This is a genomic window from Streptomyces sp. NPDC054813 (assembly GCF_053611365.1).
Window position 1 is genome coordinate 96,392 of the sequence record NZ_JBSHAF010000001.1, and the last position, 17,584, is coordinate 113,975.

Below are 17,584 nucleotides of genomic sequence, written 5' to 3' on the forward strand. Positions count from 1 at the left end.
ACTCATCAGTCGCCCGGCCGGGCTGGGGCGCACCACTTAGACACCGGTGCGGCGGCGTGAAAACACCCGCACGGACCAGCGCACGGAGGTTTCGGAAAGAAATGGTCAAGTACCCAGGACCGAGGGCGTGTCCGGGCATCGGGAAGCCTTCAGTGGCGACGGACCAGCGGGAAGAGCAGCGTCTCACGGATCGTCAGGCCGGTGAGGAACATGACCAGCCGGTCGACGCCGATGCCGAGCCCGCCGGTGGGCGGCATCGCGTACTCGAGGGCGTCCAGGAAGTCCTCGTCCAGCTCCATCGCCTCGGAGTCCCCGCCGGCCGCGAGCAGCGACTGGGCGGTCAGCCGACGGCGCTGTTCCACGGGGTCGGTCAGCTCGGAGTAGGCGGTGCCGAGTTCGGTGCCGAACGCGACCAGGTCCCAGCGCTCGGCGAGCCGCGGGTCGGTGCGGTGCTGCCGGGTGAGCGGGGAGACGTCGGTCGGGAAGTCCTTGTAGAAGGTGGGCAGCTGGGTCCGCTCCTCCACCAGCCGCTCGTACATCTCCAGGACGACGTCCGCGGGCCCGTCGTCGGCGGTGTACGGCACCCCGGTCCGGTCGCAGTGCCGGTGCAGCCGCAGCAGTTCGGTGCCGGGGCCGATCTCCTCCCCCAGCGCCTCGGAGACCGCCCCGTACACGGTCTTGACCGGCCAGCTCCCCGAGATGTCGTACTCCCGCCCGTCCCTGCGGGCCACCGGGGAGCCGAAGGCGGCGGTCGCGGCGCCCTGGATCAGTTCGCGGGCGAGGTCGAGCATCACGTCGTAGTCGGCGTACGCCTGGTAGGCCTCCAGCATGGTGAACTCGGGGTTGTGCTTGTAGGAGACGCCCTCGTTGCGGAAGGTACGGCCGAGTTCGAAGACCTTCTCCATCCCGCCGACACATAGCCGCTTCAGATACAGCTCGGGGGCGATCCGCAGATAGAGGTCGAGGTCGTAGGCGTTGATGTGGGTGGTGAAGGGGCGGGCGTTGGCGCCGCCGTGGATCTGCTGCAGCATCGGGGTCTCGACCTCCAGGTAACCGCGGTCGAGGAGGCCCTGGCGGAGCGCCTGTACGGCGGTGGAGCGGGCGCGGACGACGGCGCGGGCGGCTGGACTGGTGGCGAGGTCGAGGTAGCGGCTGCGGACCCTGGTCTCGGGGTCGGCGAGGCCCCGGTGCTTGTCGGGCAGGGGCCGCAGGCACTTGGCGGTGAGCTGCCAGTCGGTGACGAAGACGGTGGGCGCGCCCTTGTCGCTGAGGCCGGCCCGGCCGGTGGCGGTGATCTGGTCGCCGATGTCGGTGTCGGCGGTGAAGCGGGCCAGGGCGGGGCCGGACTCGGCCCGGGTGAGGGCGAGTTGGCGGTCGCCGGACCAGTCGCGCAGCGTCACGAAGACGATGCCCCCGAAGTCGCGGACCAGCATGATCCGCCCGGCGACGGTGACCGTCTCGCCGTCGCGGACGTCGGCGAGGGTCCGGGTGGGCCGTACGGTCGCCACCGGGTAGGGTTCGACGCCCGCCGCGCGCAGCCGGTCGAGCTTGCCGCGCCGGACCCGGAACTGGTCCGGCAGGCTCCTGTCCGGGGCGCCGGGCCCGGCCCCGTCCCCTCCGTCGAGACCGGGCACCGGCGAAGACCGCTGCGCCTCGACGGGCCGCGGTCCGGTCTTCGGGTGCCCCTTTCCCCAGAGTTTGCGCAAGGAAGGCACGGAGACGAAGCCTTCGGCGATTCCGGAGGCGACGCCGATTCGGGCGAGGGAGCCGGCCTCGCCGTAGCAGAGGAAGCGCGGGTACCACTCGGGGTGGTACTTGGCGTTGGAGCGGTACAGGGCCTCCAGTTGCCACCAGCGGGAGAAGAACAGCAGCAGCCGGCGCCACAGGCGCAGCACCGGTCCGGCGCCGATGCGGGCGCCCTCCTCGAAGACCGAACGGAAGACGGCGAAGTTCAAAGAGATGCGGCGGACACCGAGTTTGGGGGCGGCCGCGCACAGGTCGGCGACCATGAACTCCATGACCCCGTTCGGGGCGGCGCGGTCACGCCGCATCAGGTCGAGGGAGACTCCGTCGCCGCCCCAGGGCACGAAGGAGAGCAGGGCGAGCAGCCGGCCGTCCTCGGCGAGGGCCTCGACGAGCAGGCAGTCGCCGTCGGCGGGGTCGCCGAGCCGGTCCAGGGCCATGGAGAAGCCACGTTCGGTCTCGGTGTCGCGCCAGGCGTCGGCCTTGTCGACGACCTCCTCCATCTCGGTTTCTGTGAGGGTGGCGTGGCGGCGCACCCGGGTCGTGGCGCCGGAACGGCGGACCCGGTTGACGGCCTGCCGGGTGACCCGCATCTCCCGGCCGCCGAGGTCGAAGTCGGCGACGTGCAGGATCGCCTCGTCGCCGAGTTGCAGGGCGCCGAGCCCGGCGCGTACGTAGGCTTTGGCGCCGTCCTCGGAGGCGCCCATCACCGCGGGCACCCAGGCGTGCCGGCGGGCCACGTCCAGCCAGGCGGCGACGGCGTGCGGCCAGGCCTCCGGGTCGCCGACGGGGTCGCCGCTGGCCAGGCAGACGCCGGCCTCGACCCGGTAGGTGACGGCGGCCTTGCCGCTGGGCGAGAAGACCACGGCCTTGTCGCGCCGGGTGGCGAAGTAGCCGAGGGAGTCCCGGTCCCCGTAGGCCTTGAGGAGGGCGCGGACACGGGTCTCCTCGTCGCCGTGCAGGGCAGCTTCCAGGCGTTGTGAACGGAACAGGGTGGCGGCGGCGTTGAGCAGGGCGAGGGCGCCGAAGAGGCCGAGCAGGAAGGCGACGAACCGGGGCGGGCGGCCGCGGTAGCTGCCGCCGTCGACCAGGCCGCCGCAGACCCGGTCGGCGGCCCAGGCCAGGTGCTGGCCGTGCGGCAGCGAGCCGGGGAAGAGCGAGACCAGGCCCCAGCCGGCCAGGATCGCCACGACCAGGCCGACGAGGAGGACGCCGAGGGCGCGGCGTACGGCGGCGCGGCGGGAGGCGGCGTAGAACTCGCGTCTGGCCACGATCAGGAGGGCGAGGGCGAGTCCGCACACCAGCAGTGAGCTGAAGGAGTACCAGTCGAAGCCGAAGGCGACCGTCAGGATGTCCGCCAGCACCAGCAGCCCGAGGTAGATCACCACCAGCCACCAGGCGACCTTCTTGCGGGCGGCGGTGGCGCCGCCGAGCAGGAACAGGAAGACGGCGTAGGCCAGGTTGGGGCTGACGGGCACCACGACGGCGTTGAGGAAGTGCGCGACCGGGCGGAGCAGTGCGCGCAGCGGGGCGATGAAGGAGAGCAGGGCGCACAGCAGGGCGAGGGCGCCGAAGAAGGTCCCGAAGGCCTCGGGCACCCAGGTGAGCCGCCCGCCGCCGCGCGGGCGCGGCGGCCCCGCGGTCTCCTTCCCCGGGGCGGGCTCGACGGCGGCACTCATGCTCCGACTGTAGGAAGGGGCCGCCCACCTCGCCCGTCGAGCGGCCTGCGGCCAACTGGGCCCCGTTTGCCCGGCGAGGGGCCCCGACAGCCATGGGACCTGCGATTTCCGATAGCCTCGGGGCGTGGCGGAACAACACCAGTTCGAGCGGGGCACGGACGGGCCCAAGGTCATCGCGGTCGGTGTGGACGGCTCGGACTCCTCGTGGCGCGCGGCCTCCTACGCCGCCGGTCTGGCCCGGCGGCAGCGCGCGCTGCTCGCCGTCGTGTACGTGCAGCCGGTCCTGGCGGCCGGCGCGGCGCTCGGGGCGCCGGTGGCGGAGACGACCGACGAGATCGCTGAGGACCTGGTCGCCCAGATCCGGGACGCGGCCGAGCGGCTCAAGGGGATATTCGAGGTGCGCTGGGAGTTCCACACCTTCCGCGGCGACCCCTTTGCCGGCCTGGTGAAGGCGGCCGACGAGCTGAAGGCGGACGCGGTCGTGGTGGGCGCCTCCGAGCAGGCCGGCCACCGGTTCATCGGCTCGGTGGCGATCCGCCTGGTGAAGGCGGGACGGTGGCCGGTGACGGTGGTGCCGTAACCGCCTTCCGGGGCTCCCTGAGGAGCAGCACCGGGGTCGCGAGGAGCAGGACACCGGCCACGGCGATCGCGGTGCGGGGGCCGGTGAGGCTCGCCAGCAGGCCCCAGAGTGCGGTGAGCGCCGCGGTCGTGGCCTTGCCGGTGATCGACCAGGCGGACAGGGTGCGGGCGACCCGGTCGTTCGGGGTGCACTCCAGGCGGCGGGTGGCGTACACCGGGCTGTAGACGGCCGAGCAGGTGATCACCCCGAACTCCAGGGCCATCACCAGCAGCAGACCGGGCAGCCCGGGTCGGACGAAGGCCAGCCCGAGGGGCCAGAGGGTGCGCAGGGTGGCCGCGCCGCGCAGCACCCGCTGCTGCCCGTACCTGGCGGCCAGCGGGCGGGCCAGCCGGGAACCGAGGAGGCCGCCCAGGCAGGGCGCGGCGAAGGCGAGGCCGTACTGCCAGGGGGCGAAGCCGAGCGGGCCGAGCATGAGGACGGCCAGCGGTGGTGCGGCGACCATGATCAGGGCGTTGGCCGCGAGGTTGTTGAAGAACAGCGGCCGCAGCTCCGGGCTGCCGAGGATGTGCCGCCAGCCGTCGAGGAGGTCGGTGGCGCGCAGGCGGTCCGTGCCGGTGCGTTCGGGCCTGGGCTCTCCGCCGCCGACGGCCCGGATGCCGAGCGCCGACAGCAGAAAGCTGACGGCGTTCGCCACGACCGTGGTCACCGGGCCGAACACGCCGATCGCGGCACCGCCGAGCGGCGGTCCGAGGACCAGCGCGGTCCAGTTCGAGGACTCGAACCGGGCGTTCGCGGTGAGCAGCCGGTCGGCGGGGACGAGGCTCTTCAGGAAGGCGCCGGAGGCCGCGTTGAAGGTGATGTCGGCCGCCGCGACGACCACCGACACCAGCAGCAGCTGGCCGAGGCCCAGGCCGCCGAGCGCGTAGGCGGCGGGGACGGTGAGCAGCGCGGCGCACCGGACCAGGTCCATCGCCATCATCACCGGCCGCTTGCGCCGGAACTCCACCCACGGCCCGAGCGGCACGGCCGCCACCGCACCCACGGCGGGCCCGGTCGCGGCGAGCAGCGCCACCTGGGCGGAGTCGGCGTGCAGCGCGATGACCGCGATCACCGAGAACGCGTCGAAGGCGAGATAGGTGCCGACCGCACTCACCGAGTACGCGGCCCACAGCCACCCGAACCGCCGCCCCATGCACAACCTCCCGTTGACCCGGGACATGAAAACGTGCAGGTGGCCGCCGAATCAAACAACTCACGGACTGTCTCTCACAACCAGCGGTTGTACGGTGTCGACGTGGACCTGAGAGCCGTACGCACCTTCGTCGCCGTCGCCGACTCGGGGCAGTTCCAGGAGGCGGCCGCCGTGCTGGCGGTCACCCAGCAGGCCGTGTCCAAGCGGATCGCGGCGCTGGAGAAGGAGCTGGGGGTGCGGTTGTTCAGCCGTACCCCCCGGGGCGCCGACCTGACCGTGGACGGCCGGACCTTCCTGCCGCACGCCCGCGAGCTGCTGCTGGCCGAGGAGCGCGCGACCGCCTCCGTACGGTCCGGGCGCCGCCCTCTGCGGGTCGACGTGGTCGGCGCGCGGCTCGCCCCGGCGGCGCTGCTGCGCGGCTTCCACGAGGCGCACCCGGAGATCGCCCTGGACGTCGTCACGCTCTTCGACGTGGACTCGGCGCTCACCGCGCTGCGCTCCGGTGCGATCGACGCGTCCTTCCGGGCCGTCGCCATGCCCGGCCGGCCGCTGCCCAGGGGCGTCGAGGCGGCCCGGGTGTACGACGAGCCGGTCCAGCTGCTCACCGGCCCGGGTCATGCCCTGGCCGGCCGTCGCTCGGTCTCGCCCGGGGAGCTGGCCGGGCACCGGATCTGGATGCCGGGCATCGTGGACGGCACCGAGTGGGCCGCCTACTACGCCTCCCTCGCCGCCGAGTTCGGGCTCACCATCGACGCCTCGGGCCCCAACTTCAGCGGGGCGGTGCAGGACGCGCTGGCCGGCTCCGACATCCTGACGACGCTGGTCAGCGAGGGGACCCGGCTGGTCTGGCCGGAAGGCCACGACCTGCGTCGTGTGCCGCTGGTCGACCCGACCCCCGTCTATCCGCACTCCCTGCTCTGGACCGCCGCCAACCCGCACCCGGCGCTGGCCGCCCTGCGCGCTCGTCTCACCGACGCCCCGCCGCCCCGCCCCGCGACCCGGACCTGGGTGCCCGGCTGGGCCGAGAGCGTGCGTGGCGTCTTCCGTCCGTGACACCCCTGAGCCATCATGATCCGCCGTCAGCCGTTCGCGATCGGCGAAGAGGTGAGGCACATGGCCAAGCTCCGTATGGGTGAAGGAATTCTCCGTCGCAAACCCATCGAACACATCGAGGAGACGGAGGTCGGCGAGGGGCCCCGGCTCGACAGATCGCTCGGGCTGTGGCAGCTGACCGCGATCGGGGTGGGCGGCATCATCGGCGCGGGCATCTTCACCCTCGCCGGCACGGTCGCCAACGGCACGGCCGGTCCCGCCGTGCTGATCTCCTTCCTCATCGCCGGGCTGGCGAGCGCCTGCGCCGCGCTGTCGTACGCCGAGTTCGCCGGGATGATCCCGAAGGCGGGTTCGGCGTACACGTACGGCTATGCGGTGCTCGGCGAGTTCGCGGGCTGGTTCATCGGCTGGGACCTGCTCCTCGAGTACACGGCGATCGTGGCGGTGGTCGCGATCGGCATCTCCGGGTACTTCGGCTTCCTGGTCGAGGAGATGGGCGCGGAGCTGCCGCGGTGGATGCTGGGCGCGCCCGGCACCGGGGCCGGCCACCGGGTCGACCTGTTCGCCGCGGTGCTCTGCCTGCTGATCGCCTACCTCCTCAACCTCGGCATCCGCAGCGCGGCCCGGTTCGAGACGGTCGTGGTGGTGCTCAAGGTGCTGGTGGTGCTGCTGGTGATCGGCGTGGGGGTGTTCCACATCAACTCGGCCAACTACCACCCCTTCTTCCCGTTCGGCGTCAGCGGGGCGTTCACGGGTGCGGCCACGGTGTTCTTCGCGGTCTTCGGGTACGACGCGATGTCGACGGCGGCCGAGGAGTCGAAGGACGCTCAGCGGCACATGCCGAAGGCGATCATCTACTCGCTGGCGATCTCCATGGTGCTGTACGTGGCGGCCTGTCTGGTCCTCACCGGCATGCAGAACTACAAGGACATCGACCCGGAGAGCGGCTTCTCGACCGCGTTCAAGTCGGTGGGGCTGAGCGGGCTCGCGGACGTGATCGCGGTGGGCGCGATCATCGGCATCCTCACCGTGATGTTCACGTTCATGCTGGGGGTGACCCGTGTGTGGTTCAGCATGTCCCGGGACGGGCTGCTGCCCTCCTGGTTCGCGAAGACGCACCCGACGCGGCACGTGCCGACCCGGGTGACCTGGATCGTCGGCGGGGCCTCGGCCCTCCTCGCCGGGTTCGTGCCGATCGGCGAGGCGGCCGAACTCACCAACATCGGCATCCTGCTGGCGTTCGTGGTGGTGTGCGTGGCGGTGATCGTGCTCCGCTACCGGCAGCCGGATCTGCCGCGCGGCTTCCGTACCCCGTGGATGCCGTTCGTACCGGCGCTGGGCGTCGTCTTCTCGATCTGGCTGATCACGTTCCTGGCGTGGCAGACCTGGGTGCGGTTCGCCGTCTGGTTCGTGATCGGATGCGTGATCTACTTCGGCTACTCGTACAAGAGGTCCCGGCTGGCCGGACGTTAGAGCGAGCGCAGGAAGCCGAGCAGGAGGCTGTTGAAGACGTCCGGGCGCTCCAGGTTCGGGTAGTGGTCGGTGCCTTCGACGGTCTCGGTGCGGCCGTCGGGGACCTCGCGGGCGAGGCGTTCCGCGGCGGCGAGCAGATCGGCGGGTTCCAGGTCGCCGTTGATCGTGAGGACCGGGACGTCGATCTTCGGGACCCGGGGCCAGGAGCCGGTCACCCGCCCATGCCAGTCCGTCTCGCCGAGCGTGTGCTTGGAGAGGGTGTGGCGGGCCATCTCGCGGAGCCGGCGCGGGATCTCCGGGTCGAGGGCGTCCGGTTCGCGGTGGGCACCCGCGGCGACCCGTACGAAGGCGTCCAGCCAGCCCTCGATGTCACCGGCGCCCAGGGTGCGGGCGTACTCGGCCTGGAGCTCCTGGTGCCAGGGATCCGTGTACCGGAAGTCGCCGGTGACCGCCCCGCAGGTGACCACCGCGCGGACCAGCTCGGGGTGTTCCAGCACCGTGTCGGTGGCGATCACCCCGCCCATCGACACGCCGACGAGGACGGCGCGCCCGGCGTCGAGGTGGCGCAGCAGTTCGGCGAGGTCGTCGGCCCAGCGGAAGGGCCTGCTCGCGTTGGCGGAGGCGCCGTGACCGCGGACGTCGGGGGCGATCACCCGGTACTCGGCGGCGAGGGCCGGGATCTGGTCCGCCCAGAAGCGGTGGTCGACGTATCCCGAGTGGAGCAGGACCACCGGGTCGCCCGAGCCGGTGTCGAGGTAGGCGAGGTCGCCGTCGGAGGACGGGAGGAAGCGGACGTCCGCAGCACCATTCATGACAACCAAGGTGTCATCTTCGGGGAGTTTTGACAACTGGGTTGTCATGACGACTTTGACACCCGGGGTGTCACCACGGCCCGGTGCATGATGGCCGGGTGAACGACATCGACAAGCCCCTCGCCCCCGACGAGCTGGGCGAGCGCATCACCGAGGTGTACGACCTCATCGGCCCGCTCTACCGGCGCGCCTTCCGCAAGATCGAGCTGGGCGAGCAGATCGAGGGGGCCTCCGTCGGCGTGCGCTCCGTGCTGGACCTGCTGCTCCGGTTCGGACCGATGACAGTGCCCCAGATGGGCCGGATCATGGCGCTGAGCCGGCAGTTCGTGCAGCGCACGGTGAACGACGCGGTGGCACACGGCTGGGCCGAGGTCACCCCCAACCCGGCGCACCAGCGCTCCTCCCTGATCCGGCTCACCGACGCGGGCCGGACCACGATCACCGCGATCCTCGCCCGCGAGCACGCGGTGAACCGGCAGGTCGGCGGCGGTCTGACCGATGCCGAGATCACGGCGTGCGTACGGGTGCTCAAGGAGCTGCTGCGGACGTTCGACCACGTCGACGTGGAGTGAGCGCCGCTACTCCCCCATCACCAGCCCGTCCTTGGCGGCCCCGCGGCTGAGCACGGTGTCCCGGATGCCGTCGCGTACGGAGGTGAAGTCGGCGCCCTGGTCGATGGCCGCGTTGAGGTCGACGACCCGGCCGGCGTCGATGTCGTACAGCTGGGGGATGAACTCGGCCTTGGCCACCTCCCAGCGGCCGCCGGGGCGGGTGGGCGGGGTGAAGGTGAAGCGGGCGAGGGTGGACTGGTTACCGCGCGGGTCCTGGTGGCCCTGGCTGTTGTTCAGCTCGCCGGCGATCTGGTCGCCGAGGCTGTAGACGACCCAGGTGCCGTTGACCTTCTCGTACGCCTGCGGGATGTGGGCGTGGGTGCCGAGGATCAGGTCGATGTCGGGGCGGCCGCCGGTGCGGGCGGCGGTGAGCCGTTTTGCGAGGGTGAGCTGCTGCTGGTCGGGGGCGTCCTGGCCGCCGGTGCCCCAGTGCACGGAGAGGACGACCACGTCGGCGCCGGCCTGCCGGGCGGCGCGGGCGTCGGCGAGGATGCGGTTCTCGTCCAGGAGGTTGACCGCCCAGGGCTGCCCTGGCGGCAGGCTGTTGCCGTTGACGTCGAAGGTGTAGGAGAGCTGGGCGACTCGGGCGCGCCCCGCGTTGAGCAGCGTGACAGCGGCCGCCTCGGCCTGGGTGCGGGCGGTGCCGATGTGCCGCAGGCCCGTCCGGTCCAGGTCGGTGAGGGTGCGCTGGATCCCGTCGGCGCCGCCGTCGAGGGCGCGGTCGGAGGCGGTGGAGCAGCTGTCGTACCCGACGGCGGCGAGGCCCTCGGCAAGCTGCGGCGGGGAGGCGACACCGGCGGAGCCGGACTCCCCGTTCTCCGCGTCGGTCACGGTCGCCAGGTGACAGAGCGCCAGATCGGCATGGGAGACCACCGGTTCGACGCCGGCCAGCATCGGGCGGAAGTCGTGGCCGTTGCCGCCCGCGTCGAGGTTCGCGTGGTCCAGCGCGGACTTCTGCGGCATGACGTCACCCGAGGCGACGAGGGTGAAGCCGCCCCCCGGGGCGGGCACGGCGGGTGCCGGCTGGCCGGGCGGGGCGGCGTTCTCCTGCCGTACGTGGTTCTGGCAGGCGGCTGCGGTGGCGAGGAGGGCGGTCAGGGCCAGGGCCACCTGGCGTCTGCGATTGATCATCAGGAGCACCCCAGAGTCGCAAGCCTTGTCCGATTTACAGATCAATGGGTACGAAGCCGAGCCGGGTCGCAAACAACTCAGGCGCCCCGATTGACCCATCCGGGTCGGGTAAGAGGTATGACGGACCGTTCGTCGCACCGTTCGCCGACGCGATCGACCGTCCGCCGCAGATCCCTGTGCGCCCCCTGTCCCCCGGCCCGGCCCTGCGATGCCATACGGCCATGACGGCCGGAACCACCCTTCCCGACGGGACGACGACCGCCGAGCACGAGCTAGCCGCACTCCAGCGCGAGCACGGCCGCCCGCTCTTCGCGCTGCTGCTCCGGCTCAGCGACGGCGACCGGCAACGGGCCGAGGACCTCGTGCAGGAGACCCTCGTACGCGCCTGGCAGCACCCCGAGGCGCTACGCGCCGACGACTTCGACTCCGTCCTGCCCTGGCTGCTGACGGTCGGCCGACGGCTCGCCATCGACGCGCGCCGGGCCCGGCAGGCGCGGCCGCCCGAGGTGCACGACGCCGTCCTGGAGAACACCCGGGCCATCGGCGACCACGCCGAACGCGCCGCCGCGGCGCTGGACGTGCGGGAGGCTGTGAAGACTCTCACTCCGGAACACCGTGAAGTCCTGGTGCTGGTGTATTTCCAAGGGGCGAGTGTGGCGGAGGCCGCCGAGACCCTCGGCATTCCACCCGGTACCGTGAAGTCGCGGGCGTACTACGCGCTGCGCGCCCTGCGCCGGGTTCTGCCCGGTTATGCACCCGACCTGCGATGAAACCGTAAGCCAGGTCAAACCTCGGTAAAGCGCCTTGCTGAGGACCATGTTTGAGCAATCAGCTGTCTTCATCCGTGTTCCGCACCGGGAGAGGGACGGACCCGGGGTCGGGGCCACGCGCGCGCACCGGAGGAAGGCAGGACGGGATGCTGCACAGAGGTCAAGAGAGCACGGACGGGGCCGGGAGCGGGGAACTGGCGGTCCCGATGGCCTGGTTGTACGCCGAGTACATCGCCGACGAGCTGCTGCGCACCGGCGATCTCATGCCGCCGACGTCCTTCGAGTTCCGGGCCGGCCGGGACGCGCTGGCGCTGACGATCTTCCTCTCCGACACGGACGGCGAACTGTCGGGCATCCGGGTCGTGTCCCAGTTGGAGAACTGGCTTTCGCTGACGGCGTACGACCAGCCGTGGCAGTACTGGGTGGGGGAACGTATGGCCGGGCTGGCCGCCGAGGTGCTCGAGTCGGGCGGGCCGTCACCCGACCTGGATCTGGCCACGGAGGCCTGGCGCTGGCTGGAGGAGACCGAGTTGCTCGCGCCCGACCTGGACGCGGTACCGGGCGGCGGCTCGGTGTTCGGCGAGGACGACGGGCCGAAGGTGTGGACCCCCGCCTGGCGGCTCGGTCTGCCCCTCGGACATCTCGCCATCCATCTTTTTTGAATCGGCACCAATCCGCGGGCCCGGCCGCTCCGAATCCGTTGATTACGATTCTGTACGTGACTTGAGTGAAACAGCGGCCGACTGCGTACGGGTGGGAGCAAGGAGCAATGAGTAACCCCCACCCGCACTCACGGCACGAGGATTCGGCATGAGGTCCCTGGAAAGGCATCGCGACGTCGGCGCGTACGCGCTCGGCGTGCTGGACGAGGCGGAGGCCTTCCGCTTCGAGGACCATCTCATGGAGTGCCCCAGCTGCTCGGCGCACGTGACCGAGTTCGGCCCCGCGGCAAGGCAGTTGATGCTGTACCGCCGGGCCACGCCGCGCTTCGTGCACCCCATGGCCCAGCCGGGTCCCCGGCTGCTGGACCGGCTGCTCGCCGAGGTCGCGAGCCGGCACCGGGCCAAACGGCGCAGGCTGCTCTACGGCCTCGCCGCCTCGGTGGTGTTCGCGGTCGTCGGCCCCGGCATCGTGACGTACGCCGGTCATGACGCCCCGCAGGCCGTCCAGGTCACCGCGGCCACCGACGCGCAGTCGGGCGTGTGGGCGCAGGTGAAGTCGGAGGAAACGGATTCGGGCAGCACGATCGAGCTGCAGGTGAAGGACGCCGACGGGCCGCGCTCCTGCCGGCTGGTCGCGGTCGGCCGGGACGGCTCCGAGCAGATCGTGACCACCTGGGCCGAGCGGGACCACGACGACCGGGTGTCCACCATGACGGGCGGCTCCTCGATGCACCCCGACGAGATCGACCGCTACGAAGTGCGCAACGCCGACGGGCAGCGCCTGGTGACCCTGGACCCCAAATGACCGCCGGTCACTTGAGCAGCCGGGACATCCGGCGGTCCGCGAGCGGCTTGCCACCCGTCTGGCAGGTCGGGCAGTACTGCAGCGAGGAGTCGCTGAAGGAGACCTCGCGGATGGTGTCGCCGCAGACCGGGCAGGGCTCGCCGGTCCGGCCATGGACACGCAGCCCGCTCTTCTTCTCCGACTTGAGCCGGCCCGCCGCCAGGCCGTGGGAGCGCTCCACCGCCTCGGTGAGGGTGGTGCGCAGCGCCTCGTACAGCCCGTGGACCTCCTCCGGCGTCAGGGACGCGGCCCGCTTGAACGGGGACATCTTCGCCGCGTGCAGGATCTCGTCGCTGTAGGCGTTGCCCACCCCGGCGATCAGGCTCTGGTCGCGCAGGGCGCCCTTGAGCTGCCGTCGCTCGTCCCCCAGCAGGGCGGCGAGCCGGGCCTCGTCGAAGTCGGCGGCGAGCGGGTCCGGACCGAGCCGCGCGATCCCGGGCACCTCCCCCGGGTCCCGGACGATGTACACCGCGAGCTTCTTCTGGGTGCCGGCCTCGGTGAGGTCGAAGCCCGCGCCGGTCTCCAGGGCCACCCGCAGGGCGAGCGGCCCCTTCCCGGGGCGGGGCGGTCCGTCCGGCAGCCGGTCCTTCCAGTGCAGCCAGCCCGCACGGGCCAGATGGGTGACGAAACGCAGTCCGCCGTCGCCCTCGATGTCCAGGAACTTGCCGTGCCGGTGCACGGCGACGACCTCGCTGCCCTCGAAGGCGCCGAGGGGAGGGTCGTACGTCTTCAGGACGCTGATGGCGACCGGCAGGACGCGCACGACCTCGTGACCGACCAGGTTCTCGGTCAGGAAGTCCTTGAGCGCTTCGACCTCGGGCAGTTCGGGCATGCGTCCAGGGTGCCACCCGTGGCCCCAGCCCCAGGGGTCAGGCGGGCTCCGGCATCCGGAATTCGCACCAGACCGCCTTGCCGCCGCCGCGTGCCTCCACGCCCCACACGTCGGTGATCTCGTCGACCAGCAGCAGGCCCCGCCCGGACACCCCGTCCGCACCCGCCTCGCGCCGGCGTGGCAGGGCGCTGGAGGAGTCCTCGACCTCGACGCGGAGCCGGCGGTCGCCGCCGCCGAGAACCCTGAGGGTGACGATCGCGGAGCCCTCGGTGTGCATCAGCGCGTTGGTGATCAGTTCGTCGGCGACCAGCTCGATCTCGTCGGCTCGGTCCCCGGCGCCCCAGGCCCGGACGGCGGCACGGATCATGTGCCGGGCCAGGGTGAGCGCCTCGGGGTCGCCGGAGGCCACGTGCTGCTGGAGGCGGCCGACGGCCTGCGCGGTGTCCGGGCCGCGGCGGCGCAGCAGGAGCAGGGCCACGTCGTCGTCGCCGCCCCGGTCCTCGGCGACCTCGATCAGCCGGTCGGCGAGCCTGCGCACGTCCTCCGGCCCCTCGGCGACCTGCCGGATCAGGGACCGCATCCCGTCGCCCAGGTCGGTGCCCGGCTGCTCGACCAGCCCGTCGGTGCACAGCAGCAGCGTCTCGCCGGCGTCGAGCTCCAGGGTGGACACCGGGTATTCGAGGCTCTTGAACTCGGCGGACAGGCCGAGCGGCAGCCCGCCCTCCACGGGGGCCCGACGGCAGCTGCCGTCGGCACCGCGGACCAGCGGGTCGATGTGCCCGGCACGGACCACCTGGACGACCCCGGTGGACAGGTCGGCCTCGGCGTACAGGCAGGTGGCGAAGCGGTCGGTGTCGAGTTCGTCCAGGAAGACCGAGGCGCGGGCCATCACGGTGGCCGGGGCGTGGCCCTCGGCGGCGTAGGCGCGCAGGACGATCCGCAGCTGGCCCATGACGGCCGCCGCGTGCGTGTCGTGCCCCTGGACGTCCCCGATGACCGCGCCGACCCGGCCGCCGGGCAGCGGGATCAGGTCGTACCAGTCACCGCCGATGTCCGGGCCCAGGGCGCCCCCGGCGGACGCGGAGCGGTAGCGGACGGCGATGTCGGCGCCGCGCACGCTGGGGATGGTGCGCGGCAGCATCGCCTGCTGGAGGCTCTGGGCGAGGTCCTTCTCCTGCTCGTAGAGCATGGCCCGCTGCAGGCTCTGCGCGATGCTGCTGCCGAGGGCGACCAGGACGGCGCGTTCCTCGGCGGAGAAGCCGAGCCGGTCGTTGTAGAGCAGGCCCATGGCGCCGATCGGGCGGGCCTGGGCGATGAGGGGGAGATAGGCGGCCGAGGTGATGTGCAGTTCGGTGATGTGCGGCCACAGGATCGGGTAGCCCTCGGCGAACTCCTGCGGTGATTCGATGAACCGCGGGCTGAGGGTCCGCACCACCTCGCCCATCGGGTAGGGCTCCTCTATCCGGGTGATCCGGGTGCCGGGCACGAAGCTGCCCGCCGGCCCCTCGGCGACCAGCCGGATCCGGCCGGCCTCGACCAGTCCCATCACCAGGCTGGTCGCGCCCAGGTTGGGGATGCCCTTGGTGTCCTTGAGCGCGTCGATGACGTCCTGGACGCTGCGGGCGTGCGCGAGGGCCGCGGTGACCACCTGGACGACTCCGGTCTGCTGGCGCAGTGCCAGGTCCTGGGCCGCCCGCAGGCTGCGCACCTCGCTGTCCTCCAGCTCCTGGGTGGCGTCCCGGACCACGCCGACGACCCGGCGCGGGCGGCCCGTCTCGTCACGCCGGATGTAGCCCTGGGTGTGGGTCCAGCGCGGGGTGCCGTCGCGCCGGCGGATGCGGAAGTACGCCCCGTAGTTCTCGCTGCCGTCCTTGATGGCCTGGGACACCACCGCGTCCAGCCGGACGCCCTCCGTCAGGGGTACCCGGACGGCGAGGCTCTCGGGGTGACCGTCGTACTCCTCGGGGGTCAGGTCGAACACCTCGTACGCCTGGGCGTCCATGTGCAACAGACCGGCGTCCAGGTCCCAGTCGAAGGTGCCCAGGCGGTTGAGCGCCAGGATCGGGTGGTCCGGGTGGGCGGGCCAGTCGTCCGGGAGAGACGGAGCGCTCGCTCCCCGATCAGCCATGGGGCCACCTTGCCAGGGGAACCCCGGCCGGGCAATTTATCCCATATAGCCCATTTCACCCGCTCGGGTTACGTGACCGGAGGGACGCGGTACACAGGGTGACGGGCCCTTTCCCGTCACCGGGGCCGCCGACCGCAGAGAGGCAGGGGCGCACGGCCGTGGACTGGTTCACTGCACCCGGGTACTGGTTGAGCCGGCTGGTCTTCCAGCGGGCACTGGCCGGTGTGTATCTCGTGGCGTTCCTGGTGGCGGCGCTCCAGTTCCGGGCCCTGCTGGGCGAGCGCGGGATGCTGCCGATCCCGAGGTTCGTCGACCGGGTCCCCTTCCGGCGGGCGCCGAGCCTCTTCCACCTGCACTACTCGGACCGCTTCTTCGCGGCCTGCGCCTGGGCGGGCTGCGCGGTGTCGGTGGCGCTGCTGGCCGGGCTGGACTCCCGGCTCCCGCTGTGGGCCGCGATGGTGCTGTGGCTGATCCCCTGGGCCCTGTATCTCTCGATCGTCAACGTCGGCCAGACCTGGTACGCCTTCGGCTGGGAGTCGCTCCTCCTGGAGGTCGGTTTCCTCGCCGTCCTCCTCGGCAACGACGAGGTGGCCCCGCCGGTCGTCGTCCTGTTCCTGCTGCGCTGGATCCTGTTCCGGGTGGAGTTCGGGGCGGGCCTGATCAAGATGCGCGGGGACGCCTGCTGGCGCAAGCTGACCTGCCTCTACTACCACCACGAGACCCAGCCGATGCCGGGTCCGCTGAGCTGGTTCTTCCACCACCTGCCGAAACCGGTGCACCGGGCGGAGGTGGCCGCGAACCACGTCACCCAGCTCGTGGTCCCCGTCCTGCTGTTCACCCCGCAGCCGACCGCGACGGCGGCCGCGTCGCTGATGGTCCTCACCCAGCTGTGGCTGGTGGTCTCCGGCAACTTCTCCTGGCTGAACTGGATCACCATCGTGCTGGCCCTCTCGGCGCTCCGGCTCCCCACCGACCACACCTCCGCGCCGCCGGTCCCGCTCTGGTACGAGGTCGTCGTCCTCGCCGTGGCCGCGCTGCTGCTCTTCCTGAGCTACCGCCCGGTGGTGAACATGGTCTCGCGTCGCCAGGTCATGAACCGTTCCTTCGACCCGCTCCACCTGGTCAACACCTACGGCGCGTTCGGCAGCGTCAGCCGGGTGCGGTACGAGGTGGTGGTCGAGGGCACGCTGGACGAGGCGCCGCACGAGGACTCGGACTGGCGGGAGTACGAGTTCAAGGGCAAGCCGGGCGATCCGCGGTACTGGCCGCGCCAGTTCGCCCCCTACCATCTCCGCCTGGACTGGCTGATGTGGTTCGCCGCCCTCTCCCCCGCGTACGCCGGCGACTGGTTCGGCGGCCTGGTGGAGCGCCTCCTGGAGAACGACCGCGACACGCTGCGGCTGCTGCGCCGCTCCCCCTTCCCGCCCGACCGCCCCCCGCGCTTCGTCCGCGCCCGCCTCTTCCGCTACCGCTACACCAGTTGGCGGGAGCTGCGGGAGACGGGCGCGTGCTGGGAGCGGACGTTTGTGCGGGAGTTCATGCCGCCGACACGGCTGGCGGGGGCGGCTCGGAGGCCGTAGACGCGGATGGCGGGGACGGGGCTCAGAGGCCGTAGACGCGGGTGGCGGTGGTCTCGAAGACACGGGTGCGTTCGTCGGGGCCGATCAACTGCTGCGCCGCGTCGAAGACTTCGGCGTATGTCCCGGCCAGGACGCACACCGGCCAGTCCGAGCCGAACATCAGGCGGTCCGGGCCGAAGGCGTCCAGGACCGTGTCGGCGTACGGGCGGAGGTCGTCGACCGTCCAGGAGGCGGGGTCGGCCTCCGTGACCATGCCGGAGAGTTTGCAGACCGTGTTGGGCAGGGCGGCGAGGGCGCGTACCGCGGTGGCCCAGGGGTCGAGGTCTCCGGAGGCGATCGGTGGTTTTCCGAGGTGGTCGAGTACGAAGGTCAGCTGGGGGTGGGAGTCGGGGGGGGGGGGGGGGGGGGGGGGGGGGGGGGGGGGGCGGTATAATAGAGGAGAGGGGAGTGCTCTATAGAACACTCTCAGCGGGAGACGGAGCGGGTCGGTCGAG

Annotated in this window: 15 protein-coding genes; 8 read left to right on the forward strand and 7 right to left on the reverse strand. The window is 71.8% G+C overall.

Features of this window, described 5'->3' with window-relative positions; all coding sequences use genetic code 11:
* Window positions 1–149: 149 nt before the first annotated feature.
* Window positions 150–3,422: a bifunctional lysylphosphatidylglycerol synthetase/lysine--tRNA ligase LysX gene (gene lysX, locus ACWGJB_RS00440; protein WP_453378083.1), complete on the reverse strand. Its 3,273-nt coding sequence runs from the start codon at window positions 3,420–3,422 to the stop codon at window positions 150–152.
* Window positions 3,423–3,546: 124 nt separating this feature from the next.
* Between lysX and ACWGJB_RS00445 the strand changes: the two genes are divergently transcribed.
* Window positions 3,547–4,002, forward strand: a complete 456-nt coding sequence (locus tag ACWGJB_RS00445; protein WP_453378084.1) for a universal stress protein — start codon at window positions 3,547–3,549, stop codon at window positions 4,000–4,002.
* On the opposite strand, the gene ACWGJB_RS00450 is transcribed toward ACWGJB_RS00445, so the two are convergent.
* Window positions 3,938–5,194, reverse strand: a complete 1,257-nt coding sequence (locus ACWGJB_RS00450) for an MFS transporter (RefSeq protein WP_453378085.1) — start codon at window positions 5,192–5,194, stop codon at window positions 3,938–3,940. The genes ACWGJB_RS00445 and ACWGJB_RS00450 overlap by 65 nt on opposite strands.
* 102 nt (window positions 5,195–5,296) lie before the next feature.
* On the opposite strand from ACWGJB_RS00450, the gene ACWGJB_RS00455 reads away from it, so the two are divergent.
* Together ACWGJB_RS00455 and ACWGJB_RS00460 are read left to right on the forward strand one after the other, a co-directional pair.
* Window positions 5,297–6,247 carry a LysR family transcriptional regulator gene (locus tag ACWGJB_RS00455; protein ID WP_453378086.1) on the forward strand — a complete coding sequence of 317 codons (951 nt, stop codon included), beginning with the start codon at window positions 5,297–5,299 and terminating at the stop codon, window positions 6,245–6,247.
* Between the two features lie 60 nt (window positions 6,248–6,307).
* The gene (locus ACWGJB_RS00460; RefSeq protein WP_453378087.1) at window positions 6,308–7,720 is read left to right on the forward strand and encodes an amino acid permease; all 1,413 of its coding nucleotides are present in this window, start codon (window positions 6,308–6,310) and stop codon (window positions 7,718–7,720) included.
* Here ACWGJB_RS00460 and ACWGJB_RS00465 read toward each other — a convergent pair.
* Window positions 7,717–8,532, reverse strand: coding sequence for an alpha/beta fold hydrolase (locus ACWGJB_RS00465; RefSeq protein WP_453378088.1), 816 nt, complete (start codon window positions 8,530–8,532; stop codon window positions 7,717–7,719). The genes ACWGJB_RS00460 and ACWGJB_RS00465 overlap by 4 nt on opposite strands.
* A 98-nt stretch (window positions 8,533–8,630) precedes the next feature.
* On the opposite strand from ACWGJB_RS00465, the gene ACWGJB_RS00470 reads away from it, so the two are divergent.
* Entirely contained in the window at window positions 8,631–9,104 is a 474-nt protein-coding gene (locus tag ACWGJB_RS00470) for a MarR family winged helix-turn-helix transcriptional regulator (protein WP_453378089.1), read from the forward strand.
* 6 nt (window positions 9,105–9,110) lie between these two features.
* Here ACWGJB_RS00470 and ACWGJB_RS00475 read toward each other — a convergent pair whose 3' ends face one another.
* A complete protein-coding gene (locus tag ACWGJB_RS00475; RefSeq protein WP_453378090.1) occupies window positions 9,111–10,274 on the reverse strand; it encodes a CapA family protein in 1,164 nt (387 codons plus the stop codon).
* Between the two features lie 221 nt (window positions 10,275–10,495).
* Between ACWGJB_RS00475 and ACWGJB_RS00480 the strand changes: the two genes are divergently transcribed.
* The 3 genes from ACWGJB_RS00480 (at window position 10,496) to ACWGJB_RS00490 (ending at window position 12,511) form a co-directional block, all read left to right on the forward strand.
* Window positions 10,496–11,044 (forward strand): sigma-70 family RNA polymerase sigma factor, encoded by a 549-nt coding sequence (locus ACWGJB_RS00480; RefSeq protein WP_351703654.1) that lies wholly within the window; start codon window positions 10,496–10,498, stop codon window positions 11,042–11,044.
* 146 nt (window positions 11,045–11,190) lie between these two features.
* Window positions 11,191–11,706 carry a hypothetical protein gene (locus tag ACWGJB_RS00485; protein ID WP_453378091.1) on the forward strand — a complete coding sequence of 172 codons (516 nt, stop codon included), beginning with the start codon at window positions 11,191–11,193 and terminating at the stop codon, window positions 11,704–11,706.
* A 148-nt stretch (window positions 11,707–11,854) separates the two neighbouring features.
* Complete coding sequence (locus ACWGJB_RS00490) at window positions 11,855–12,511, forward strand: zf-HC2 domain-containing protein (RefSeq protein ID WP_453378092.1); 657 nt, start codon at window positions 11,855–11,857, stop codon at window positions 12,509–12,511.
* Window positions 12,512–12,518: 7 nt separating this feature from the next.
* On the opposite strand, the gene ACWGJB_RS00495 is transcribed toward ACWGJB_RS00490, so the two are convergent.
* The gene (locus ACWGJB_RS00495; protein ID WP_453378093.1) at window positions 12,519–13,382 is read right to left on the reverse strand and encodes an Fpg/Nei family DNA glycosylase; all 864 of its coding nucleotides are present in this window, start codon (window positions 13,380–13,382) and stop codon (window positions 12,519–12,521) included.
* A gap of 37 nt (window positions 13,383–13,419) precedes the next feature.
* Entirely contained in the window at window positions 13,420–15,510 is a 2,091-nt protein-coding gene (locus ACWGJB_RS00500; protein WP_453378094.1) for a SpoIIE family protein phosphatase, read from the reverse strand.
* 158 nt (window positions 15,511–15,668) lie between these two features.
* Between ACWGJB_RS00500 and ACWGJB_RS00505 the strand changes: the two genes are divergently transcribed.
* Complete coding sequence (locus ACWGJB_RS00505; RefSeq protein ID WP_453378095.1) at window positions 15,669–17,090, forward strand: lipase maturation factor family protein; 1,422 nt, start codon at window positions 15,669–15,671, stop codon at window positions 17,088–17,090.
* A gap of 22 nt (window positions 17,091–17,112) precedes the next feature.
* Here ACWGJB_RS00505 and ACWGJB_RS00510 read toward each other — a convergent pair.
* Window positions 17,113–17,584, reverse strand: a 472-nt coding sequence (locus ACWGJB_RS00510; RefSeq protein ID WP_453378096.1) for an amidohydrolase family protein, incomplete at its 5' end; no start/stop codon positions are given.